The sequence below is a fragment of the Desulfatibacillum alkenivorans DSM 16219 genome (assembly GCF_900142135.1).
Classification (GTDB): Bacteria; Desulfobacterota; Desulfobacteria; order Desulfobacterales; family Desulfatibacillaceae; genus Desulfatibacillum; species Desulfatibacillum alkenivorans.
Genome location: NZ_FQZU01000002.1, coordinates 242,149 through 266,489, shown reverse-complemented (window position 1 = coordinate 266,489; position 24,341 = coordinate 242,149). Strand labels below are relative to the sequence as shown.

The 24,341-nt window shown below is 56.5% G+C and carries 18 protein-coding genes; 10 read left to right on the top strand and 8 right to left on the bottom strand.

The genetic code is table 11. From position 1 onward, the window contains the following. The first annotated feature begins 49 nt into the window (after window positions 1-49). Window positions 50-1,888, top strand: coding sequence for a phospholipase D-like domain-containing protein (locus BUE18_RS03210; protein WP_139264592.1), 1,839 nt, complete (start codon window positions 50-52; stop codon window positions 1,886-1,888). Between the two features lie 7 nt (window positions 1,889-1,895). Here BUE18_RS03210 and BUE18_RS03205 read toward each other — a convergent pair whose 3' ends face one another. After that, window positions 1,896-2,816: a DMT family transporter gene (locus BUE18_RS03205; RefSeq protein WP_073472763.1), complete on the bottom strand. Its 921-nt coding sequence runs from the start codon at window positions 2,814-2,816 to the stop codon at window positions 1,896-1,898. Between the two features lie 286 nt (window positions 2,817-3,102). Here BUE18_RS03205 and BUE18_RS03200 point away from each other — a divergent pair, with 286 nt between their 5' ends. Together BUE18_RS03200 and BUE18_RS03195 are read left to right on the top strand one after the other, a co-directional pair. Then, entirely contained in the window at window positions 3,103-3,513 is a 411-nt protein-coding gene (locus BUE18_RS03200; RefSeq protein WP_073472761.1) for a very short patch repair endonuclease, read from the top strand. Window positions 3,514-3,518: 5 nt separating this feature from the next. Continuing rightward, complete coding sequence (locus tag BUE18_RS03195; protein ID WP_073472759.1) at window positions 3,519-4,670, top strand: DNA cytosine methyltransferase; 1,152 nt, start codon at window positions 3,519-3,521, stop codon at window positions 4,668-4,670. 57 nt (window positions 4,671-4,727) lie between these two features. Here BUE18_RS03195 and BUE18_RS03190 read toward each other — a convergent pair whose 3' ends face one another. Next, a complete protein-coding gene (locus BUE18_RS03190) occupies window positions 4,728-5,090 on the bottom strand; it encodes a hypothetical protein (RefSeq protein ID WP_139264591.1) in 363 nt (120 codons plus the stop codon). Between the two features lie 33 nt (window positions 5,091-5,123). Beyond that, entirely contained in the window at window positions 5,124-5,363 is a 240-nt protein-coding gene (locus tag BUE18_RS03185) for a hypothetical protein (protein WP_073472755.1), read from the bottom strand. A gap of 384 nt (window positions 5,364-5,747) precedes the next feature. On the opposite strand from BUE18_RS03185, the gene BUE18_RS03180 reads away from it, so the two are divergent. The 7 genes from BUE18_RS03180 to hcp all read left to right on the top strand — a co-directional run bounded on the left by BUE18_RS03180 (window position 5,748) and on the right by hcp (window position 13,562). After that, window positions 5,748-7,151: a TIGR01777 family oxidoreductase gene (locus tag BUE18_RS03180; protein ID WP_073472753.1), complete on the top strand. Its 1,404-nt coding sequence runs from the start codon at window positions 5,748-5,750 to the stop codon at window positions 7,149-7,151. A gap of 361 nt (window positions 7,152-7,512) precedes the next feature. Further along, window positions 7,513-8,613, top strand: coding sequence for a hypothetical protein (locus BUE18_RS03175; RefSeq protein WP_073472887.1), 1,101 nt, complete (start codon window positions 7,513-7,515; stop codon window positions 8,611-8,613). Between the two features lie 131 nt (window positions 8,614-8,744). Further along, entirely contained in the window at window positions 8,745-9,179 is a 435-nt protein-coding gene (locus BUE18_RS03170) for an Hsp20/alpha crystallin family protein (protein ID WP_073472751.1), read from the top strand. Window positions 9,180-9,551: 372 nt separating this feature from the next. After that, window positions 9,552-10,295 carry an ATP-binding protein gene (locus BUE18_RS03165; RefSeq protein WP_073472885.1) on the top strand — a complete coding sequence of 248 codons (744 nt, stop codon included), beginning with the start codon at window positions 9,552-9,554 and terminating at the stop codon, window positions 10,293-10,295. Continuing rightward, entirely contained in the window at window positions 10,295-11,158 is an 864-nt protein-coding gene (locus BUE18_RS03160) for a 4Fe-4S dicluster domain-containing protein (RefSeq protein WP_073472749.1), read from the top strand. The genes BUE18_RS03165 and BUE18_RS03160 overlap by 1 nt, the downstream gene beginning before the upstream one ends. Next, window positions 11,158-11,895: an HD domain-containing protein gene (locus tag BUE18_RS03155; RefSeq protein ID WP_073472747.1), complete on the top strand. Its 738-nt coding sequence runs from the start codon at window positions 11,158-11,160 to the stop codon at window positions 11,893-11,895. The genes BUE18_RS03160 and BUE18_RS03155 overlap by 1 nt, the downstream gene beginning before the upstream one ends. A 56-nt stretch (window positions 11,896-11,951) precedes the next feature. Next, window positions 11,952-13,562, top strand: coding sequence for a hydroxylamine reductase (hcp, locus tag BUE18_RS03150; protein ID WP_073472745.1), 1,611 nt, complete (start codon window positions 11,952-11,954; stop codon window positions 13,560-13,562). 824 nt (window positions 13,563-14,386) lie between these two features. Here the strand turns inward: hcp and BUE18_RS03140 are convergent. The 5 genes from BUE18_RS03140 to BUE18_RS03120 all read right to left on the bottom strand — a co-directional run bounded on the left by BUE18_RS03140 (window position 14,387) and on the right by BUE18_RS03120 (window position 24,338). Further along, window positions 14,387-17,596: an efflux RND transporter permease subunit gene (locus tag BUE18_RS03140; protein ID WP_073472742.1), complete on the bottom strand. Its 3,210-nt coding sequence runs from the start codon at window positions 17,594-17,596 to the stop codon at window positions 14,387-14,389. Further along, window positions 17,589-18,755, bottom strand: a complete 1,167-nt coding sequence (locus BUE18_RS03135) for an efflux RND transporter periplasmic adaptor subunit (protein ID WP_083610727.1) — start codon at window positions 18,753-18,755, stop codon at window positions 17,589-17,591. The genes BUE18_RS03140 and BUE18_RS03135 overlap by 8 nt, the downstream gene beginning before the upstream one ends. A 1-nt stretch (window position 18,756) precedes the next feature. After that, on the bottom strand, window positions 18,757-20,247 hold the full coding sequence (locus BUE18_RS03130; protein WP_073472740.1) for a TolC family protein: 1,491 nt from the start codon (window positions 20,245-20,247) through the stop codon (window positions 18,757-18,759). A gap of 249 nt (window positions 20,248-20,496) precedes the next feature. Next, window positions 20,497-21,873 (bottom strand): MBL fold metallo-hydrolase, encoded by a 1,377-nt coding sequence (locus BUE18_RS03125; protein WP_073472738.1) that lies wholly within the window; start codon window positions 21,871-21,873, stop codon window positions 20,497-20,499. A 1,094-nt stretch (window positions 21,874-22,967) separates the two neighbouring features. Continuing rightward, window positions 22,968-24,338, bottom strand: a complete 1,371-nt coding sequence (locus tag BUE18_RS03120; RefSeq protein WP_073472736.1) for a deoxyribodipyrimidine photo-lyase — start codon at window positions 24,336-24,338, stop codon at window positions 22,968-22,970. Window positions 24,339-24,341: the final 3 nt, after the last annotated feature.

Sequence of the window (24,341 nt, the reverse complement as noted above, 5' to 3'; positions counted from 1 at the left end):
CATAATATTGAAAATAATTTTACCGCTTTTTGCATGGTGTTTTTTATGTTTGTTGATTAACGCGGCCTACGCCGAACCCATTATCGGAAATTTGCTGCCAGAGCGATCCGCCCCCTCCCCGGTGGTGGTTAAGGACGCCGATTCCCTCCCCAAGGCCGTTCCCAATACGGGCGCCCACCGGATTAAATTTTCCTGCACCGTGTTTTCGCCCAACGAAAACTGCTCCATAAAATCGGTCCGGGCGCTCATGGGGCATACGGCGACTTTTCAGGACGTTTATCTGCGTTCCGATCCCCGGCACACCCTTCCTTCCGGAGAAGGCCGATACACTGGCAGCCTGCTGGTGGACTCCTTGGCCGACTGCGGAACCTATTGGACGCCCCTCCGGGCGGAGGACTCCGCAGGAGCGCAGGGCCAGGGTATGACGCGATTTACGGTGGTGTTTCACAGGCCGGACGATTTCCCGGCCATCGGCTCTTCGGAATTCAAAACCCTGCTGGAAAGGGCGGGCGACAGCAATTTCGCCCCGGGAAACGTCATCCAGGTTCTGGCCGACGGCCCCGCCGCCCTGGCCAAACGCATGGAGCTGATCGAGCAGGCGACCCGGCAAATCAATCTCCAAAGCTACACCTTTGATAAAGACGCGGCCCAGGGCGCCCTGATGGAGCTTCTTCTAAAGAAAGCGAAGCAGGGGGTGGAGGTCAACATCATCCTCAATGCAGGCAGCCAGCTGCCCACGTCGCCTTCCGGCGCCTTGCGCCTGGAACTGGATGAGCTTGTGGGAAAATGGCTGGAAAGCGCGGAAAAGAAGCTCTCCACAAACAAGCCCGGCGAGTTCGTAGTGAAAAACTTTTTGTCCAAGAGCCCGGGACGGGGCGTGAATCTGATCCTGGTTTCATCCAAGGATCTGGCCCAAAGGCATAACGCCCGCAAGGGGCCTCCCGACCATTGGCTTACCAGAGTTTTGGAGGATAAGGGCGTGATTTCACCGGACCGGAGCCCGCCCTGGGACATCCGGGAAATATTCAAAGGCCCGGGCGGCCTGCCCGCCCTGCCCTTGCTGGACCACGCAGTGCACGAAAAAATTTTGGTTGTGGACGGCGCCAGGGCCATTGTGGGAGGGCGCAACCTGGAGGATCAATATTTTGACGCGTGGACCGACCTGGACCTGTATCTGGAAGGCCCGGTTGTGGATCAGATCCAGGGGGGCTTCCTGTATAACTACCGGGAGCTTGGCCGCACCAATCCTGAAGTCAGGCCGCCCATGGACTTGACCGTCCGGAACCAGGTGACGGGAAGCCAGGAGGCCATGTTCGTCCAAAGCAAGCCCTGGGACAAGGATTACGCCGCCCTGTACGCCCTGATTCAAAGCATTCGGGCCAGTGAAAAAAGCCTGTACATCACCTCCCAGTACCTTTCCCTGTCCCAAAGCCTGTTGTGCGACGCCATTATGGACGCCGCCGGACGGGGCGTGGACGTCCGCATCCTGACCAACTCGTACGAAACCTCCAGCCAGTTGTATTTCAGCGCCGGCTATTTCATCAGTTTGAACAATATGCAGGACCTGCTGGACGCAGGGGCGAGAATCTATACGGTCAACGGAGAGCCCGGCGATAAGGGCGCGCCCTACTGCCACAGCAAGGAATACCTGTTCGACTCCAAAATGGCGGCGGTGGGCTCTTTTAACCTGTCCCTGCGTTCGTCTTACATCGAGTCGGAAAACCTGACCTTTGTGGACGACGCCGCAATTTGCCTGGACAGGGAAAAGGATTTTCTGCAGAGAATCGGGAATCCGGCGACGGAAATAACCGCCGGGGAACTGGCCCAACAAAAAATCAAATACAAAAACCGGTTGGAGATCGCCTGGTACCTGGATTTGCTCTTTTAAGGACGATTCATCTGCGCAGGTTGGCCATATAAACGCCGATGAGCGTGAGCGCGCCGCCGCTCATTTGCGCGGCGTTCAGGCTTTCTCTCAACAAAACCCAGGCGGCCAGGGCTGTGACCACGGGAATTCCGTTCAAAAACACCGACGCCGAGGAGGCCCGGATTTTCGTCAGGGAATAGTTCCAGCAGAAAAAAGCCGCACACGTGGCGAAAATCACCAAGTAGCACAAAGCCCACAAGGAATGGGAAGTCAGGCCTTCCCACTTCACCTGGGGGAATTCCCAAATAAAGGCAGGCAGGTATAAAGTTGCAGCGAAAAGCGATTGCAGGCCCGTGATTGTCAAAGCCGAATGGGTCAGCCCCAAATCCCTGGCCATGATAATGTATATACTGGCGGCGATCACGGCGCCGAAAACCAGGGCGTCGCCCAACATCTCTCCGGACAGGGACCACTGGATCTCACGGCCTCCGGCCACCAAAATCCCGATTCCGGCCAAAGAAACCGCCACGCCCATGAAGTTCAGCCTGCTGGCTTTTTCCTTAAGAAAAATCGCGGCTGCAACCAGCACAAAAACCGGGATCGTGGCTATGATCAGGGATGCTTTGGGAGCGGAAGTAAGGCTCAGGCCTGTGGTTTCGCAATAAAAATACAATCCCGGTTCGAACAAGGACAATAAGGTTATTTTTATCCAATCTTTTTTAAGAAGGCGGGGAAATCCGGTCTTCAACCAGATCCCTGTAAACAAAAGCGCGGCCAGAAAAAACCGGATGAAAATCAAAGTGAATATGGGGATGGTTTCCAAAGCGATCTTGGACGCCACAAAGGACAATCCCCAAAAAACCACCGCCGCGAATATGGCCAGATAGGCAAGGGCGACCCCTTTGCCCGGCTGATCCCCAGCGGCTGTTACAATGTTGTTTTGCGCCACTTCTTTACTCCCTGCCCCGCCTCCATGGCCCTCAAAAGAGCATGGCTTCATAACACCTTTTGAAAAAAAGAGAAACGCCAAAAAGCAACGAGATAGTGAATCTTCAGCCTTTGGCAGCGACATTTTCAAAAGCCTTAGGGACGCCCGAGGAGCATGCCGGGCAGGGCAAGCCCCGCCCCTAAACCAAATCCAACCAAATTGGGGGCAATTATTCGAATAGTCGCGCGCCCCCTCGCCCTTTCCTTGACTAATTTTTAAAAATTATGTACTTTTATTCCAGAAGCTTATGACAGATAACCTTACGAAAAAGCAACGAAAACACACCATGAAGCAGGTGCGGAGCAAAAACACCAAGCCTGAATGGACCGTGCGGCGCACCGTCTTTCGACTGGGATTTCGATACCGGCTTCACAGAAAAGACCTGCCCGGCAAGCCGGATCTTGTCTTTCCCGGACGAAAAAAAATCATCTTCGTCCATGGCTGTTTCTGGCATCAGCACCAGGGATGCCCGGCGTCCAACAGGCCTGCATCCAACACGGAATACTGGAACAAAAAGCTGGACCGGAACATGGAGCGGGATAAAAAAAACATCGAAACCCTGGAAAGCAACGGCTGGCAAGTTCTCGTCATCTGGGAATGCCAGATCAAAGACTTGGAGCAGTTGGAAACGATCATCCGGGATTTTATTGAGGACTAAGGCCCATGGCTGACAAATTCCGATTTTACGAGTTTTTCGCCGGCGGCGGCATGGCAAGCCTTGGCTTGGGGCCTCAATGGAAATGCGTCTACGTCAACGAATGGTGCAAAAAAAAAGCACGCTCTTACGAAATCAACCACGGCGGCGCCCCCAGGGTGGATGTTCGGGACGTGGCGCAGGCGACTCCCGCCGACCTTAAGGAAAACGCGGATTTGGCCTGGGCCTCCTTTCCGTGCCAGGATTTGTCCCTGGCTGGGAACGGAAAAGGGCTTCAAGGCGCGCGCAGCGGAACCTTCTGGCCGTTTTGGGATCTCATGAAAGAACTGGACTCCCTGGGCCGGGGCGTCCCGGTAATTGTCCTGGAAAACGTAGTGGGCGCCCTAAGCTCCAACAAGGGGGAGGATTTCAAGGTTCTGGCCAAGGCGCTTAGCAGTGCGGGATATTGCTTCGGCCCATTGGTTATGAACGCGGTCCATTTCACGCCCCAATCCCGTCCCAGGCTCTTTATCGTCGCCTGCAAGAAGGCCGTGCTCATTCCAGAATCCCTTCGCCGGGAAGGGCCCGACGGATTCTGGCACACGCCCAAGGCGGCGCAGGCGTATAACTCCCTGCCGGCTTCCACAAAAAAGGATTGGATTTGGTGGAATCTGCCCAGGCCCGAACCGAGAAAGGTTGAACTGGCCGACCTCATTGAAGACGCACCTCAAAGCGTCTCCCTGTACACGCCTGAAGAAACGAAACGCATCCTCTCCATGATGTCCGAGGCCAACATCAACAAGGTGGAAGCGGTCAAAAAGTCAGGAAAAATAACCGTGGGGACCGTCTACAAAAGAACCCGCAAGGATTCAGACGGAAACCGGGTGCAAAGGGCGGAGGTGCGGTTCGACCAGATCAGCGGATGCCTGCGCACTCCGGCGGGCGGGTCCAGCCGGCAGATTTTAATGATCGTCAACGGCAAGGACGTTTCCGCCCGCCTGATTTCCACTCGAGAGGCGGCCCGGCTGATGGGCCTGCCCGACGACTATCAATTGCCCCAAAAATACAACGAGGCCTACCACCTGATCGGAGACGGCCTGGCTGTGCCCGTGGTGTCCTGGCTGGCGGACCATTTGCTTTATCCCCTTGCCAGCGTAAACAACGCCGCCAAGGAAGAGTAAACGCAACGTAGAAGACGCCGCCTATTGTGTATTTTCAGTTTTTCGAGAGTGAAAACACTATTTGTCTTTGGTGAAATAGTAAGTTACGCAGGCGCCCACAAAACCCGAAATGACAGGCAGCCAACTATTGAATAAATCCCCAAGAGAGGCGACTTTTTGGTCGCAATCCAATAGCAAGGCAACGAACATCGCCAAGTAATGCACAAAAAAACTGACTCCAAATATGATGACAATTATTATCGCCAATATTCGTGCGGTCTTGGCCTCATGCGCAACTTTATTGAATGTAAATTGATGAACATCCAGGTCGGTTACTTCCCCGGCTTCGAGGTAGAAGGGCTCCTCCGCACCTGAAATGGGAACGGCGCTTTCTTCAAACGGCTCACCGGCGACGATCTCGCCTCCGTCAATGGCTTCCAAAGAGTCCCGCCCGGTTCCCTCTTCTGTCATCATTTAGCTCCCATTAGTCAACTCAGGGATCACCATTACCCGTTCTTCGCCGGTGGACGGATTTTTCACCACGATCTCCGTAAAACCCTTGGCGCTTTGCTCCCTAAGGGCCTTGTTGATTTGCAGCGAGCGTCTGACCGCTTCCGCCATGGAGGGAAAGCCTCCGTCCTCTTTTAGTTTTTGCAGGCTTTTAAGGCTGGCCTCGTCAAAGGTGAACATGACGCGCTTTTTTTGATTTTCCATCTTTGGAACTCCTTTAATCCCCCTTCGCAAATTCCTCCGTGTATAAAATATGTTTTGTTTGTCATGGTGTCAATAGAATTATATCAAAATGATATAAAAAATATATCAAAAATATATCAAAAATATAAATCCAACCCAATGCCATGTCAAATTGCGTGGTAAGATAGCGCTATGGGAGGCTGTTTGCAGTGGGCTCTTTAGCTGGTTGGGAACAATCATCACCCTCCAACCCCTTGCCAGACGATGATAATCAGATTACATTGTGTTATGTGATAAAAATGCCGTTTGATGCACAATCATGGACCATGTAAAAAAATGACAATGCACGCAGCCGTTAAGAAACCGTTTTTCGCTGCAAATTAAATAAAAGGTGCAATCCAAATTATGCCCAATACCGTATTTGTTAAGAAATCCCGCATTCCCGCTTCGGTGGAGGAAGTCTTTGCCTGGCATGCCAGGCCCGGCGCCCTGGAGCGTTTGACTCCGCCCTGGACGGACATGGCCGTGCTGGAGAAGACCGGTCTTTTGGAGGTGGGAACCAAGGTTACGCTCCGTTTGAAAACCGGCCCAATCGCCTATAAATGGCGCAGCGAGCATTTCGCCCTGGAGGAGAACCGCTTTTTTGCGGACCGGCAGGTGAGCGGACCGTTCTCCCAATGGATTCACAAGCACCGCTTTCATAAAAACAACGGCGACTGCATTTACGAAGACAATGTGGAATACCGCCTGCCTTTTTCCTTTGTGTCCGGGCCGGCGGCCGGATGGTGGGCCGCCAGGGAGTTGGAAACCATGTTCACGTGGCGGCACGAAACCGTGCTTCAGGACGTGGCCTTGCATAAAAAGCTCGCCGCCAAGCCCATGACCATCGTCATATCCGGCGCTTCGGGCATGATCGGCAGGACTCTGGTTCCCTTTCTCACCACGGGCGGGCATAAGGTCAAAAAGCTGGTTCGCCGCCAGCCCGTTAACGAGGATGAAATCTTCTGGGATCCGGTCCGCGTCAAGTTGAATCCCCGGGATCTGGACGGGGCGGACGCCATTATTCATCTGGCCGGAGACAACATCGGCCAGGGGTTGTGGACCAACAAGAAAAAACGCCTGATCATCGACAGCCGGGAGCTTGGAACCGGACTTTTGGCCCGGGCCGCCGCAGCCATGAATCCCAAGCCCAAGGTGTTTTTAAGCGCTTCGGCCATCGGGTTTTACGGGGATACGGGCGACCGCCTTGTTTCGGAAGCGGACGGCCCGGGCGCTTTGTTCATATCCGAGGTGTGCGACCGCTGGGAAAAGGCGGCTCAGCCGGCTGCGGACGCTGGCATCCGCACCGTTTTGGGCCGGATCGGCGTGGTTTTATCCCCTCAGGGAGGCGCCTTGGCGGAGTTCCTGCCCCTTTTCCGGATGGGCCTGGGCGGCAAGGTGGGAAGCGGCAGGCAATATCTTAGCTGGCTCGGCATAGACGACGCCGTGGGCGCCCTGTTTCATTTGGTGTGCAACGATGCCGTGGAGGGCCCGGTGAACATCGTGGGGCCGCAGCCGGTCGCCAACCTGGAATTCACCAGGACCCTGGCCGGCGTGCTCAAGCGTCCTGCGTTCTTTCCGGTTCCGGCCTTTGCTGTGGACGCGGTCTTTGGGGAGAAGGGCCGGGAAGTGGTGCTTGCCAGCGCGCGGGTGAGCGCGGACAAGCTGGCGGGCTCGGGCTATGATTTCCGGTATCCCGGCCTGGAAGCCGCCCTGCGCCATATGCTCGGCAAAACCGGAGAGTCTTTGGATCAGGATGAGGAGAGATAATGCCAAGTCGAGTTCGAACAAGCAACCATGTTCCGAGGTAGTTCCCAAGGACGCTGGGTCCCGGCTTGCGGGACGATCCTGAAAAGCGGATCGCCCTTGCCGGGATGACGATCTTTTGAGCTTGTTGAAAGATTGGAGGGCGCTTGCCGCTCTTCTGTCATGACAAGAGAAAAACATCCAAGATCCTTTGAGTACGGAGGCCTCTGCACTCCGTCATCCCCGTGGAGAGAGGCGGCGGGATGATTGCGGTTTTTTTATGCAATCATCATGACGCACTCTCGGAAACGGGGCCCCAGTGTCTTTTTGGAAGCTGACAGATATAAAACAGAACGAACGCCTCCTTGAAAAGATAGAGGAAAATATGAGTTCCGGACTGAAAATCTTTTTTGCAAGCCTCATGTCCCTGGCCCTGGCCTTCGGATACCTGGACTATTTCGTAACCTCGGCCCATAGTTTTGAAAGGCTGCACATTTTCCTTTTCAACCTGTGCAGCGGCGGAACCATCATCCTGCTTTTCAGCGAAGAAAAAAGATGCCTGACGCTCCGGACCACGTGCTTTTTGATCCTGGGAATCGGATACGCTATCCTTGCTTTTCTGGAGATGTACATCACAGCCATGATCGTATCGGTCATCATGGCCGGAATCGTGGAAAGCATCCGCATGGAAAGATTCACCGTATTTCCATGGGGATTCGTCCGAAAAAACGAGCCGGTCTCCGCCAAGTTCCATCAGGCTTCGCTCCTGTGCCTGTCCATGGGCCTGTTCATCTCCACGGCCGTCATCCTGAACAACCAATTCATGCACTGGATTTATCTGCCCAAGCTGACCTTGAACGTTTTTTTCTTGGGATTCAGCTTTCCCTCCTCCCTCATCACCATGTCGCTCATTTTCTCCTACATGGAAAAAAGCGACAAAGGCGCCTCCGGGCCTTTGAAGGAATTGGGTTTCTGGGCCATCAACCTGGGCGTGATCATTTTTTTCATCTTCATCATATTCGAGCAGCTCGCCTGGCAGGTGGTGGTGACCCTGTGCCTCTTCGCCGCCGTTATCATGATTCTGGGCATCCACATGAAGTTGGGCCTGCCCCAGCAGCAGAAGCAATTCCTGACCTCCGGCCTGGGATTTCTTTTGTTCACGGCCGTCACGGGCATCGCCTACATCTTCCTGGAGATAGGCCCGGGATACGCCACCGAAAAATACAGATGGCTGCTTCGCCTCCATGCCTTCGCCTCCCTGTACGGCTGGAATTTGTGCGGGCTGGCGGTCATTGCCAGGTATTACGACTTTCCCATCAGCCTGAACTCCAAAACCCTCATCGGTTGGCATTGGTTTGTGGTTATCGGGCTGGCGCCCATCGGCCATTTGCATCCCATGCTGGCTTTCGCCGCCGTGGGCGGCTACATAGCCGTGTTGTACACCATCTTTTTCACCCACAAACTGGCCGATCCGGGGCCGATATAAGGCTGTTTTCGGCGTCTCAAAAACCAAAATTTGCTGCGCAGCCTCCTTGACTGCCTTTTGGAAATGATTATTTTAAAGTTACGGAAAGGCGGTGTTAACCGCTTGATATAATTCTTAAAGGAGGTGCGATTATGAACGAATATTTACCTGAACTTCGTAGGCAAGGACTGTTGGCTCGTCCCGCCTGGGACCTGTTCGATCGCATGTTCGAAGACTTCGGCTTAGGGCTTGCCAGAGACAGGGAATGGATCCCCTCTCTGGACGTTGCGGAAAACGAAGGGGAGTACGTCGTGACGGCGGAAATCCCGGGCCTGGCCAAGGAAGACATCGACATCAGCCTCAGCGAGGGCCTGCTCACCATCAAGGGTGAAAAAAGGCAGGAGAAGAAAGAGGAAACCGATACATACCACGTGATGGAGCGCAGCTACGGCAGCTTTTCCCGCAGCCTGCGGGTTCCCAACGGCGTGGATCTGGCCGGTGTTAAGGCCGAAACCGCCGACGGCGTGCTGAAAATTGTCCTTCCCAAGACTGAGGAGGAAAAAACCAGGAAAATCGAGATCAACTGATATCCTCCCAATGGCCTCCCCGGCCTGAATGGAATTTAACCAGGCGCCGGGCTTTGCCCGGACGCCTGTTTTTTCTTCACGAGCAAATTCACAATCCAACGCCAACTGGTCTACTGGGTTACTGGTCGGACCAATTTGCCCATTTATATCCCGTACATGCCCACGAATCACATGGTATGTATCTTGCTTCGAATAGAAAATCAGCTCCAACCAAAAAATATTCAAAAAAATTCTTATTCTTGACTCAGGTCAAGGACCGCTCGCTGTTTCCGTCCTATAACCGGAGTCAACATCGGGGACGGAATGCAATCCCCCGGACATAAAAAAAAGGACGGCCGAAAATATCGGCCAAGCAAATACAGGAGGCAAACCATGGCTCTTAGAAAAATCATCGAGATCGACGAGGAAAAATGCGACGGCTGCGGACAGTGCATTCTCTCCTGTGCGGAGGGGGCCCTGGAAATCGTTGACGGCAAGGCCAAGCTTGTCGGGGACATCCTGTGCGACGGCCTGGGCGCCTGCCTGGGCGAATGCCCCCAGGACGCTTTGCACCTCATCGAACGGGAGGCCCCCGAGTTTGACGAGGAAGCCGTGCACGAAAGAATGGCCAGGATGAAGAGCGACGCGCCCAAGCCGGCCGCCGGATTCGGCTGCCCTTCCTCCCAGGCCATGATCATGACCATGCCCCCCCAGGGAGATCCCGGGGAAGCCGGAGCATCCACCCTGGGCCACTGGCCCGTCAAGCTGCAGTTGATGGGGCCCAATACGCCCTTTTTAAAAGGCGCCGACCTGGTCCTGCTGGCGGACTGCGCGGCGGCGTCCAACCCGGCGCTGCATCAGAAAGTGCTGCCGGGCAAGGCCATCGCCATGGGCTGCCCCAAGCTGGACGACCTGCAGGCCCATATTGACAAGCTGGCCCAGATATTGGCTGGCGCCAAGCCCAAGTCCCTGACCGTCATGTTTATGGACGTGCCCTGCTGCAAGGGCTTTGTGTACGCCGCCCAGAAGGCCGTGGAAAAGGCCGGCGTGGATATGCCCATCGGGCTGATCCAGATCGGGCGGAACGGCGACGTGTTGATGGAAGGAACCCTGGATAAGGACGGAAAGCTAAGCTGATGAAATTATTCGCCGGAAAAGACGCGCAGGGCGGCCTGCCCTGGGATAGGGAGGCTGAACAGGCCCTGAAATCCGTACCCCTTGTGGTGCGCCCCATGGTTCGCGGCAAGGTGGAGCAAGCCGTGCGGGATAAAGGCGGAGCCGCGGTCTCCTTGGGCGACTACCAGGCGGCGGAGCAACGGTTCAAGGCCTTGATGTCCGGCAAATCCATGGATTCCCTGAAAGGCAAGATGCCCGCGAAGAACGAGGCCGGGGTTCCCATGCTGGTTTTCAACGCCTGCCATAACGCCTTGGCGGGCTGCCAAAATCCTTTGATCGACACGGAGGAATGGACTCTGGCCGTCAAAGATTGGGCCGAGGCCGCCGGGATTTCGGAGAAGCTGCGGCAAAAGGTCAAGGCCGACACGATCAAGTTTCATAACAAGGTCAAAGTGTCGGTTTCGGGCTGCCCCAACGGTTGCAGCCGGCCCCAGATATCGGACCTGGCCATTGTAGGATACGCACGGCCTGAATTTAACCTGGACGAATGCGTGGGCTGCGGCGATTGCGCCGAGTCCTGCCCGGATCACGCCATCGCAATGAGGGACGACCGCCCGGTGCATGATCCGGCCGCCTGCCAGGGATGCTTCAACTGCTCCCAGGCCTGCCCGGCCGGATGCATCCGCCTTGAAGAAAATGGCGGCAGGCTGCTGGCCGGCGGCAAGTTAGGCCGCCATCCCCACCTGGCGAGGGTTGTGGGCGAGTTCACCAGCCCCCGGGACGCCATGCCCGTGATCGACAAGATCGTCAGGGATTATTTGGATCACGGCCTGGAAAACGAACGGTTTGCGGATTTTTGGATCCGCTGGAATAGGAGGGAATAATGGGAAGAACAATGTGCCCCGGACAAGACACCATGTTTTGGTCCGCAGACGATGTTTTTGAAATTCCGTGCGGCAATTGCGGCCACGAAATTGAGTTTTTCCGCGATGACGCCCGCCGCAGATGCCCCAAGTGCCAGCATATGGTCAAAAACCCCAAGCTCAACCTGGGCTGCGCCCTGTGGTGCGAGCACGCCAAGGAATGCCTGGGCTACGATCCCAAAGAGAAAATGGGCGAGGGAGAAGGCGGCGCCTCCCTGGTGGATCAACTGGTGGACGCCATGAAAATGCAGTTCGGCAAGGATGAAAAACGCATCAACCACGCCTTGGAAGTTTTAGGTCACGCCCAGGACCTGATCAAGACGGAAGAAGGCGACCCCAAGGTGGTGCTTTCCGCCGCGGTGCTTCACGATATCGGCATTCAGGAAGCGGAAAAAAAGCACGGCAGCAACCGGGGCCGCTTTCAGGAGATTGAAGGCCCGCCCATCGCCCGGCCCATCATGGAAGGTTTGGGCATGGATAAGGAAACCGTTGACCATGTGTGCGACATCATCGCCAACCACCACACGGTCAGAGGCATGGACACTCCGGAGTTCCGCATCCTGTGGGATTCGGACTGGCTGGTGAACATCCCGGACGTGTACCCGGATTTTGACAAGGAGCACCTGGCCAAACTCATCAACAAGGTTTTCAAAACTGAAACGGGCAGGCAAAAAGCCCTTTCGATGTACGCTCAATAAAGAAGATTACGCGCAATATTACGCAGGACAACTCACACAACAAAGGAGGCCCCAACATGTTTTGTTACCAATGCGAACAAGCGGCGAAAGGAACCGGATGCGATGCCATAGGCGTTTGCGGCAAGCAGCCCGAGGTTGCCGACATGCAGGATCTTTTGGTCTACGCCCTGCGCGGCCTGGCCCAATACGCCCTGGAAGCCCGGAAACAGGGTATCGTGGACAAGGAAATTGACGTGTTCACCTCCAAGGCCCTGTTTTCCACCCTGACCAACGTGAATTTTGACAAAGACAATTTGGCTGAATGGGTCCGCAAAACCGTGGCATTGCGCGACGCCTGCAAGGAAAAGCTGGGCGTGACCCTGGACGGCCCGGCGGCCTTCGTCCCCGGCTCCACCTTAGACGAGATGCTGGTTCAGGCCCCGCAAGTGGGCCTCAAGTCCGAGCCGGACGTCAACCCGGACATCCTCTCCCTGCAGCACATTCTGCTTTTTGGGCTTAAAGGGGTTGCGGCCTATATGGATCACGCCGAAATCCTGGGCCAGAGCGATCCCGAAGTTTACGCCTTCTTGTACGAAGCCCTGACCGCTCCCCTGAATGAGGACCTGGGCCTGGACGAATGGGTCGGGCTGGTGCTCAAATGCGGAGAGGTTAACCTCAGGGCCATGGAACTCCTGGACGCGGGCAACACCGGAACCTACGGACACCCGGTTCCCACTCCCGTGCCTCTGGGCGTCAAGGCGGGCAAGGCCATCCTGGTTTCCGGCCACGACCTCAAAGACCTGGAAGCCGTCTTGAAGCAGACCGAAGGCAAAGGGATTAACGTTTACACCCATGGCGAAATGCTGCCTTGTCACGGGTATCCGGAACTGAAAAAATACGGCCACTTTTACGGCCATTACGGCACCGCCTGGCAGAACCAGAAAAAGGAGTTCGCAGCCTTTCCGGGCGCGATCCTCATGACCACCAACTGCATCCAAAAGCCCAAGGAAGAATACGAAGGCGCCATTTTCACCAGCGGCGTAGTGGAATGGCCCGGCGTGCAGCACATTGCCGACGGCGACTTCACCCCGGTCATTGAAAAAGCCCTGGCCCTGCCCGGCTTTACAGAAGACGCTCCCGGCAAGGAAGTTCTGGTGGGATTCGGCCGCAATGCAGTCCTGGGCGTGGCCGACAAGGTAATCGAGGCGGTCAAGGGCAAGGCCCTCCGGCATTTCTTTCTGGTGGCCGGCTGCGACGGCGCCAAGCCCGGCCGGAACTACTACACCGAGTTCGTGGAAAAAGTCCCCTCGGACTGCGTGGTCCTGACCCTGGCCTGCGGCAAGTTCCGGTTTTTCGACAAAGAACTGGGCGACATCGGGGGCATCCCCAGACTTTTGGACGTGGGACAGTGCAACGACGCCTACTCGGCCATCCAGATCGCCGTGGCCCTGGCCAACGCCTTTGAATGCGGAGTCAACGACCTGCCCCTGTCCATGATTTTGTCCTGGTACGAGCAAAAGGCCGTGTCCATCCTCCTGACCCTGCTGTTCCTGGGAATCAAGGACATTCGCCTCGGGCCGACCCTGCCTGCGTTCATCACCCCCAACGTCCTGGACGTGCTGGTGAAGAACTTCAACATCATGCCCATTTCCACCCCGGACGACGACCTGAAAGCCATCCTGGGATAATCAGGACGGCGTAAAAAACACCTTACAACAAACCCGGCCCGGGAGGTGTTTCAGCCTCCCGGGCCTTTGCGCTTGGACGCAGGAATCCAGGGTCCTTGCTTTTACATGAATCCGGGTTGCATCCATTCTCTCGGCGATTTTGTCAGAATGACGCCGGGTTCCCCTTTTGGGAGTGCTGAGTTTCAGCGCGACATGCAGTAAAACCATGCAGAGCAAGGAGTCCAAAAAATTCGGTGAACACGAGCGCCGCATCCAAAATCAAACAAAAAAAGCAGGTTTTCAACCCGCGCTGTTCGCCCGCCGGCCATCCCCAATTCCAATTATCAGTCCCGGTGGCACCTTGTGTTGCTAAAGCAAGCCAGACAGTAAACTACACTGTCTGGGCCACCCTAAAAAAACACAGCAAGCTGTGCGCCTGCATTGCTTTAACCAATCGATAGGCTCGAAGCCGAGTCCTTATCTATGGGTAGCCCCGGCACAGCAGTATCGTGCCGGGGTCGCAATGCGACAAGTAGTAAAACCTTGCGAGCCATGGAATCCGGGAAATTGGTAAGGACGGATGGTTCACCCAAAGCCAAGAACAAACGCAGGTTTTCAACCAACTCTATACGCCCGCCGACCATCCCCGATTTCCATCATCTTCACAGGCCGCTCCTTCTGTTGCTAACCAAACCCAGGCAACATACTACCGTTGCCTGGGCCACCCAACCAAAGAACGCGGCAAGCGGCGCCCCTACGGGGAGGAAAGACATTGCAACAAAAAAAAACCTCCCTGGAGGTTATTCCGGGGAGGTTTTTTGGGGTATTCAAATTGGCCTGTTCAATCAGGCCTTGTTTTTGTTCAATGCAAAGTAGGTGACCGGCACCACCAGTAGGGTAAAGGCCGTGGACGCAAACAAGCCGAAGATCAAGGCCCAGGCCAGTCCCGAGAATATGGGATCCAGGGTGATGGGCCAGGCGCCCAGGGCCGTGGTTGCGGCTGTCAGGATGATGGGCCGCAGCCGGACCGCGCCGCTTTGCAGGATGGCGTCTTTCAGGCCCATGCCTTCTTTAAGGGCCTGTTGGATAAACTCGATGAGCACCAGCGAATTCCTGATGACAATGCCGCCCAGGGCGATCATGCCGATCATGCTTGTGGCCGTGAAAAACACCGGGTTTTCAAAGGCCGCCACAGGCGGCGCGAAAAACAGGTTAAACAGCCAGAATCCCGGCATGATGCCGATGAATGTCAGCGGAATGGCCATGAGGATCAACACGGGCATGAAAAAGGAGTTCATCTGGATGACCAGCAGCACGTAAATGCCTGCAAAGGCCGCCAGATATGCTAGTCCCATATCCCGGAACACGCTCAGGGTGATTTTCCATTCCCCTTCTCCGGCCCAATCCACCTCGATGCCCGGAGGAGGCGGATTATCCTTTAAGCGGGATTGCATATCCAGGATGGCCTCGCCGGGCGCCCTGCCTGCCATTTCGCCGAACACGTAAACCACGGGCTTTAAATTTTTATGGTAAATGGGCTGATCCACCGGGATTTTCCGGAAGGCGCCCAACTCGCCCAGAGCAACCATCTTGCCGGCGGCGGTCTTGACGGGAATTTGCGACAATCCCTGGGCGCTGGACCGTTGAGCCCGGGGCAGGATGACCGTCACGGGCAGGAACTGGCGTTCCCCCGGAGCGTGCACCGTGGCCGGGCTGGCGCCGCCCACCGCCATACGCAGGGTTTGGGCGATCATTTCGGTAGTCACCCCGTGAAGGGCGGCTTTTTCCTTATCCAGCACAAAGTCCAGGCGATCCCGGGGCGTTTCCGTGGTATCGTCTATGTCCACCACAAAATCTTCATGCCGGAAAATTTCCTCTACATGAGCGGCGCCGTCAATGAGATCCTGGTACTGCATATGCGGAGAGCCGTAGATTTCCGCAACCACAGTGGAGATGACCGGAGGCCCGGGCGGGACTTCCACGATTTTCATGTCAACGCCGTGCTGATCGGCGATGGCCTGGAGGTCCTGCCGGAGCCTCAATACGATGGCATGGCTTTGTTCCTGACGCCTGACCTTGTCGTACAGGTTGACCCGGATGTCGGCCAGGTTTCCGCCCTTGCGCAAATAATAGTGGCGCACCATGCCGTTGAAGTCCATGGGGGAAGGCTCGCCTACGTAGGAAATGGTGTTGGTCACTTCCGACACGCCCCGGAGGTATTCTTCAAAGGCGCGGACCGCGCGGTCCGTGGCTTCCAGGGGCGTTCCCTCCGGCATGTCCAGGATAATCTGGAATTCGTTTTTGTTGTCGAAAGGCAGCATTTTCAAAGGCACGTGGCGGAACAAAGCCAAAGAGGCGGAAAAAATCAGCAGCCCGACCACCACCAGGCCCAGGAGGATGCGCCGCAGGCCTGAGTCCAAAAACGGCCGAATCACCCAGGCGTAGCCTTTTCTTATCCAGGCCGGGGTGACGTCCTGGCCGGCTTCCTTGGGAACCCCGCTTTTCTTAAGCAAAGTAAAGGTGAACCACGGCACAATGGTAAGCGCGCAGACCGTGGAGAATATAACGGTCAGGGGCACGTTGGCGGCCATGGGGGACATATACGGCCCCATCATGCCCGTGATGAAAAACATGGGCGTAAACGACACGATGATGGCCAGGGTGGACATGATGACCGGAGGCAGCACCTCGTTCACGGCGAACAGGGTGGCGCCCTTGGGCTTCAATTTGCCCATGCCGATATGGCGCTGGATGTTGTCCACATTGGTGATGGGGTCGTCCACAACCAGGCCCAGGGAAAGAATCAGGGCGAACAGGGTCACCCGGTTGATGGTATAGCCCATCATCATATTGACGAACAGGGCCAGGGCGAAGCTGATGGGCACGGCCAGAGCCACCACCATGGCTTCCCGCCAGCCCAGGGTAAAGATGAGAAGCGCCACCACGGTGAGGATGGCGAAAAAGAGAGAGCTTAAAAGGTCGTCCACCTTGGTTTGGGCGGTCTGGCCGTAGTCCCGGGCGGTTATGACGTGGACGTCGGGGGGGATCACGTCCTTTTTCAGCTCCTCCATTTTTTTGTGGATGTTTTGGGCCACGTTAACGGCGTTGACGCCTTTTTTCTTGGCCAGGGCCAGGGTGACCGCCGGGTATTCAACAGGCTCGCCGTCCAGGCCGTTTTCCTGGCGATAATGCTGGGAATAGCCGAACCGGGAGTACGAAAAAGCCTCCTCCGGCCCGTCAATGACCCTGGCGATGTCCCGCATGTATACGGGGCGATCGCCGTGGACGCCCACCACCAGATTTTCCACGTCCCGGGCGCAGCACACGAATCCGTCCGCCGTGACGGTGATATCCTTGTTGGCGCGTGAGAAGGATCCGGCTGTGACGGACGCATCGGTTCCGGCCAGGGTCCGCCCCACCTCCAGCATGCTCACGCCCAGGCCGTTCATGCGGTCGGGCAGCAATTCCACCCGCACCTCGCGCTTGCGGCCGCCCACAATGGACGTGCGGGAAATGTCCTCCACTTCGGAGAGGCGCGCCAGGACTTCCTGGCCGATACGGGTGAGGGCGTGGTCGTCGTATTTATCCGAATACAGGGTCAGGTTGACGATGGGCACGTCGTCGATTTCCACCGGCTTGACCACCCAGCCTTTGACAATGGGCGGCGCCTGATCCTGATTCATCATTATTTTGTTATGAAGCTTGACGATGGATCGCTCCCGGTCCTCGCCCACATAAAACCGGACCGTGACCACGGCCATGTCGCGGTGGGAGGTGGAATACACGTATTCCACGCCGTCTATCTGCCACAACAGCCGTTCCAGGGGCGTTGCCACCAGCTTTTCCACTTCCTCGGCGCTGGCGCCGGGGGCCTGGACGTACACGTCCGCCAGGGGCACCACGATTTGCGGCTCCTCCTCGCGGGGGGTGACGTAAATGCTGGCCGCTCCCATGCCAATAGCGAACAGGATGAACAATATGGGCAGCTTGGATTCCAAAAACAGGCGGACCACCCCAGTAATGAATCCGCCGGGCGCGCGGTCCTGATCAGCCATTTTCTCCCCCCCTGACTCCTACGGTTTCGCCGCCTTCCAGGCCGGACAACACCTCCACCTTGCCGCCGCCCAAAGGCTTTCCCGTCTTGACGAAGACCTTTTTCCAGATTCCGCCTTCCCGGACCGTGACCATCTCAAGCTGGCCGGTCCGTTCAATGGCGGATTTGGGGACCGCCACCACGGATCGGGTGGATGCGGGAATCATCAGCCTGCCGAACATGCCGGGGAACATGCCCTGGGTTTGGGGCAGGTCCACCTTGACCAAAAAGGTGCGGGTGACCGAATCGGCCGAAGGCACGATTTCCTCCACCGTTCCTTCAATAATCAAATCCATGGAGTCGATGGCGATTTCCAAAGGCGTTCCAATGCGCACCCGGCTGATGAGCCCTTCCCGGACCACCGCTTCCAGCCTAAGCTGGCTGCGGGTCTGGATGACCAGCAAGGGCTTGCCCGGCCACGCCAGGTCTCCCTTTTCCGCCAGCCTTTTGACCACCTCGCCGTCGGTGGGCGCTGTAATGGTGGTGTAGCCCTTGGCGATCATGCGCTGATCCACCACCTTTTGCGCCCTGGCCACGCCGGCTCTGGCCGCCTTGACCCCGTCCTCAGCCTGCCTTACTCCGGCTTGCGCCTGGAGATAGGCGGATTCGGCCTGCTCCAATTGCTGCTGTGTGGCGGCTTCGGAGGCGAAGTAGGTTTTGACGCGCTGATAGGCTTTAGCCGCTTCGTCAAAGGCCGCCTTGGCCTGCTCCAAAGCCTGCTTGGCCTGCTCGTGCATGGCCCGGGCCGAAACCAGGCCTTGGGCCGCTTCCTCCACCTGAGCGTTCAATTGGTCGCTGTCCAGTTGGATGAGCACCTGGCCCTTGTCCACCTGGGCGCCGGGGCTTACGTTGTATTGCAGAATGCGCCCGGTGGCCTGGGCTTCTATCCGGGTTTCGGTCCGGGGCCGAACCGTTCCCACGGCCTCGTAATATTCGATGATATCCTCCACGGACACGGTCGCCGTTGCTTCGGGCGCCGGTTCGGAGACCTTGGCGTCCACCCCGCCGGGAGGAATTTTTCCTCCGGCGAACACGCCGGTCATGTACAACATGAGCAAAACCAGCACAGCCAAGCCGATGACAGGTCCGATGATTTTTTTCGCTTTTGACTGACTACTCATTTTATTCACCCTCCAGGGAAGCCCATAAGCCCAAGGCGCGGCCGACGGAGGCCGCTGCTTTTTCACGGTCGAACACGGCGGAAGACGACCGGATGCGGGCGCTGTTGAACGCCAGCTCCGCGTCCAGATACCGGGTGACCGTCACCGAGCCTCCTTCGTATTGCTTTTTCACCAAACGCAGGGATTCCCGGGCTTGCTCCACGGCCGCGGCCGCCACGACATTTCTCGCCCTGGCGGAATCCAGGTTTAAATACGCCGTCTTAACGTCCAACAGCACGTTTTGCGCGGCTTTCCGGTCTGCGGCCAGCATTTCGTCCTGCACGTTTTTCGCCTTCCTGATTGCGGAGGAAGTCCTGCCGCCGGTGAAAGCGTTCCAGTTGATGATGACTCCGGCGGTCCAGTTGTCGCGATCCGAGTCAAAAGAGGCGTCCGGGTCGTCCATATAATATTTCAACTGCGCGTCGGCCGTGGGCAGATAATGGCTTTTGGCCATGTCCACGCCCATGGCGGATTTGATTACGGCGAGCCGGGCCTGCTTAAGCTCCGGGCGCTTGGCCAAAGCCAGGATCGAGCCGGCGGAATAGTCCGGCGGCAGGTCCGGATTCACGGCGGTCTGGGCGTCCAGCTCAAACTGGGCGTCCGGGTTCAGGCCCATGAGGTTGGCCAGGGCGGCCAGGGCCAGGCTGCGGTTGCTTTGGGCGCGCACCAGCTCTTCCCTGGCCTGGGCCAGACGGACGTCCAGGGAAAGCACGTCGGACTTGAGGGCGCCGCCCGCGTCGTACCGCACCTGCATGAGCCTCAACTCTGCCTCCACGGTGGACACCGATTCTTTGGCGATCTCGATAAAGTCCCCGGCCGCCAGGCAGTCGTACCACGCGCTGATGACCGACGAGACCAGTCCGTTATTGATGGCCCGGCTATCCAGCTGACTGATAGCCAGCCCGGTTTCGGCCATGTGGCGGTTAAGCCAGTCGCGGCCGCCGTTAAACAGGTTGACGCCCACCTTGGCGCCGATCTCGTAATTCTCGAACCATCCGGGGTCGTTAAAGTTGGTATTGGGAGGAAGCAAACGCTGATCGATGGTGGAAAACAAATAGCCGGAAGGCGCGTCTCCCTGGGAATAGGATCCGTACAGGGAAAGCACGGGCCAATAGGCGGCCTTGGCCTGATCGATCATGGCCTCGGACTGGCGAATACGGGCCAGGGCCATGTCGGTGTCCGGATTGTTCTCCAAGGCCGTTTTGATGGCCTCGGCCAGGGTGATTTTGCCCAGATCCTTGGCCGCTGGCGGCGTGTTTTGCTCCGGCGCCGGGCTTTGAATGTTTATCCTGCTGACTATGTTGTCGTAGTCGTAGCGGTTTTCCCATTGGGAGCGGGCGCAACCCGCGGAAAAGGCCAGCAGGGCGATGAGCCCCGCTGCAAGGAGCGGCCGAACCGGCGATGCGGCGCCTCCGCTCCTGAAAAGGAAAAAGGGTTTAAATAGCCAAGTCATACGTCCTCCCTGAATACGAAAATTATTCAGCCAACCCACGGGGGAACACGTCATGATACCAAGTTACCGTCTTCAAGTAATATCAACGCCGATTGTGCGGGGGCGCGATGCTTATCTCAAACCGCACACCCGGTTTATTGAACTGCCGTACCGGAGATAAGTTCACGCTCCCCAAAATCTCATACGCCCTCAGACGCATGCGCCTTTTTATTACCCGCCCCAAGGCAACTTGTTATGAAACCTGCGGCGTCAGGTTACCGGATAGCCTGCATTGATCCAGGCTTTCATGCCTCCGGCAAGACTGTGAACATGCTCGAAGCCCTGGCTTTGTAAAAAGCTGGCGGCGATGTTGCCCCGGTATCCCACGGCGCAGGTGACAATCACCTCTTCGTCCTTGGGAATGTCCGGGGGCGACTTCAATAACTGGGTGATGGGTAAATGGTCCGCGTACTGGATGTGTCCGCCGGCCCATTCGGCCGGGGTGCGAACGTCAAAAAAGTATTTTGGCTGACCCTTCGCCAGTTTGTTTTTCAACTTTTCCGGCGAAATCTGCCATAATTGGGTGATTGGCAGGCCCTCTTCCTGCCACGCGGTAATGCCTCCGTACAAATAGCCTATAATCCGGTCGTAACCTATGCGATGCAACTGAATTTCCATGTCATGGTAGGCTTTTTCGTCCGGAACTACAAGGATGAGATCCGCCTTGGGATCGATGACCATGCCGATCCAGTTGGCGGTTTGCTTTTTCAGGCCGATATTGATGCTGCCGGGAATATGCACCCCTCCGAAGGAGGCCGTGTCCCTGGCGTCCAGCACCAGTGCGCCCTGCTTCATGAAGTGCTCCACCTGAGCCGGGGACAGGTCTTTTACCACAGGGCACCGGTCCAGCAAGGGGACGCCCTCCATGTTGGTGTTGATGATATGGGAGAAGCTCTTGGGCCGCTCCGGGAAGGTCCCGGACATTTCCTTTTTGAAATCCGGCTCGGCCATACGCAAAAGTTCATTGCTCCGCTTTTCAAAACCAATGGTGGAGCTTGACTTGGAGCTCATGCCCCGGCCGCACAGGGAGCCTTCTCCGTGGGCCGGAAAAACCTCCAGGCTGTCCGGCATCATGCCCAACTTATTGTACAAGGAGTTGTAAAGGTTTTGCACCTGCTCGTCGATGAGTTCATTCCCCGCCAGGTCAGGCCTGCCCACGTCTCCCACGAACATGCAGTCGCCGGTCAAAACCAGCCAGGGATCTTCGCCCCGGGAAAGATCGGTCACCAGAATGGACATGGCGTGGGGCGTATGGCCGGGAGTCTTGATGAACTTGAGTTTGGCGTTTCCGAAGGTCATTTCCTGGCCCTCTGTTAAGACCGTGTGCTCAAACTTGACCGGGGTGTCTTCCATGTAGCAAATTTCCGCCCCGGTGCGGGATTTGATTTCCTGGTTGCCGGAGACGTGATCCGCATGGACATGGGTTTCAAAAACATGGGTGATGCGCATGTCGTTTTCCCGGGCCACGTCCAGGTACACTTGCATGTCGCGCCTGGGATCCACTACGCAGGCGACCCTGGCCATGGGGCAGCCGATCAGGTAGGAAAGGCATCCAAGGCCCTCTGCTACGAATTGTTTGAAATACATAGTCATCCTCCCTGCCGAATATTGATGAACGGAATATTTAATCCGGAGTGGGGTCGGCGCCATGAAAGACGCACAAACCAATGCATAATTTTCAGCAAAAACTCTCATCGTTTAATAATGATAATGCTTCCCACCCATGCTGGCAAGTTTTTGATTTTCTGTTGCAGCATGCCCGGCGTTGCCGCAATCCCGAAATATGGTGACTGGGAGCAATACAGTGACACTGGATCCCCGTTTCCGCCATTGCATCATGATGATCGCAAAACGACCCGCAATCATCATGCCTCCATGGCTCCACGGGGATGACAGAGAGGGTCGGCCTATATGGCATGTGGGCAATCCTGGTACAGTGCCCGGGCGCCCCGCGCCTGATTGTTGGATTTCGAATTCCACCCCCAAAATATCGACCGCCTTTTTTTGGCGAAAACGGGTTTCTCTCAATTTGATAATTGCTTGAGCTCTCTACTCAACCTACTATTTTTACATGAAAAGACGTAGGTTAAGTTGAGCTTGCCAAACCCAACAAGCAAGGGCGAAAGCAGCGTTTAAAGCATGATGCTTTGCCCTGCAACTATGTAACGAGTCAGGCGCTTTTTTGTTGGGTTCGAAGTCCAAAATCAGCGAAGGCTGCGTGATGCCTGGAAGCCGGACTTCTTAACCCAACCTACGGCTCTGCTTGACGCGACGTAGGTTGGGTTGAGCTTGCTAAACCCAACAAATGCAGATGGTAATCCCTCGATGAGTTTGCCAACGCCTAAATCGATCGTCATCCCCGCAAGGGAGATCCGCTTTTCCGGATCGACCGCAAGCGGGGACCCAGCGTCATTCTTGCTTTACCAGGAAGCCCGCCGACTTTTGCCCGATTGTTTGAAGCTGATCGGCGGAATTCGGGGGACATGACCTTATCTCGGGCATAATTCTCAAACATGAACGGCGCCCGATGAGATAAGGATTGTGTACCCTGAATTCGCACTTTGATCTATCGCTCCTCCATATTCTGGGATACTATGGGTACACGGTACTGATTTCGCCAGTTTTTCCAGGTGTATTTTTCCGGTTCGCGGAAATCAGTTCATGTCCCCAAATATTATGTTTCAGGCCCGAAGGGATTCAATGCGGGCCGCGTAGTCCTTGATCTTGCATTTTCGCTCCAGGCCGGAGGCGGCCATATAGCGGACCGTGCCGAATATGGGGCGGCGGCTCCAGCCGCGGTCGTGCAGCCCGAAAATCCAGCCGACGCCGGCGTAGGAATTCGGGTCCCTTCCGTCCAGGAAATACTTGTTGTTCAGATATAGCAGGACGTCCCAGGCTTTTTGCGGCGACGGCGACCACTCCAGGATTTTTTTGCCCCAATACATGCGCATGTGGTTGTGCATGTATCCGGTGGCGACCATTTCCCGCATGGCCGCGTTCCAATAGGGATCGTGGGTCTTGCAGGCCTCCAGTTGCTCCAATGTGTATAGGGGATCGCGCGGGTCTTGGGCGTGCTCCTTTAGGGTCTTTTGCGCCCAGTTGGGAAGGCAGGCGTATTGGTCGTAGTTCGGGGTAAAATGGACGAAATTCATGGCGAGCTCCCGGCGGACGATAATCTGCTCCAGATAGGCGGCCTGCGCTTCGGGATCCGCGTCTTTGAGATTTTTCACCTGCAGGGCCAGGGCGGCGGCGGAAACCTGGCCGAAATGCAAATACGGCCCCATGCCGGACACGTCTGCCAGGTCCGGCCGGTTGTGGTGTCGGCTGTAGTTGTCCAGGCTTTTTTGGATGAACGCGTCCATGCGCTTTTGCGCGGAGGAGGCTCCTCCTTTGAAAAAGGCGGAAACGCCGGACGGATTTTCCTCCATGCCCAGGCTTTTTAAGAGCGGCTGGGGATCAGACAGGTCCAGGCCCTGGACGTCAAAATCCCGGAGCTTGTTTTTCAGGGCGATTTTTTCAGGAAGCCGCAAAAAATTGTCCAATTCCCGGGTTATTTTGGGACGAATGGTGCGGGCCGCCCATTCAGCTTTTTGGGAGGCGATATTCACGGGGACGATGACGTCCGTCTCCACCTGGACGACCATACAGGAGGCCTGGGCGGCGACCTGGGCGCGCCACGCCTTTTGATGGCGCAAATATCCCTTGTCCATCACGATCAAGGCGGCTTTTCCGCCCAGTTCCAGGGCGGCCAGGGGCGGAGAGTTTTCCAGCACGACCAGGGGGATTCCCCTTTCACGGCAATGCTTTTGGGTTTCGGCCAGGCCTTCCAGCATGAACAAATAATGGCGATAATTGGCCTCGGGATAGTTAGCGGTCAGGCCGAACACAACGACGACGGGCAGGCCCAGATCGTTGGCCCGGCTGACGGCGAACTCAAGGGCCAAATTATTTTCGGCCCGCTGAGATTGCTGCATCCAGTACAGGACGCAGGCGCCCTTTTGCACGGGAAGGCCGTTCAGCTTTCGAATGCGGGCGGCGTCGGTTTTGTGCATGGC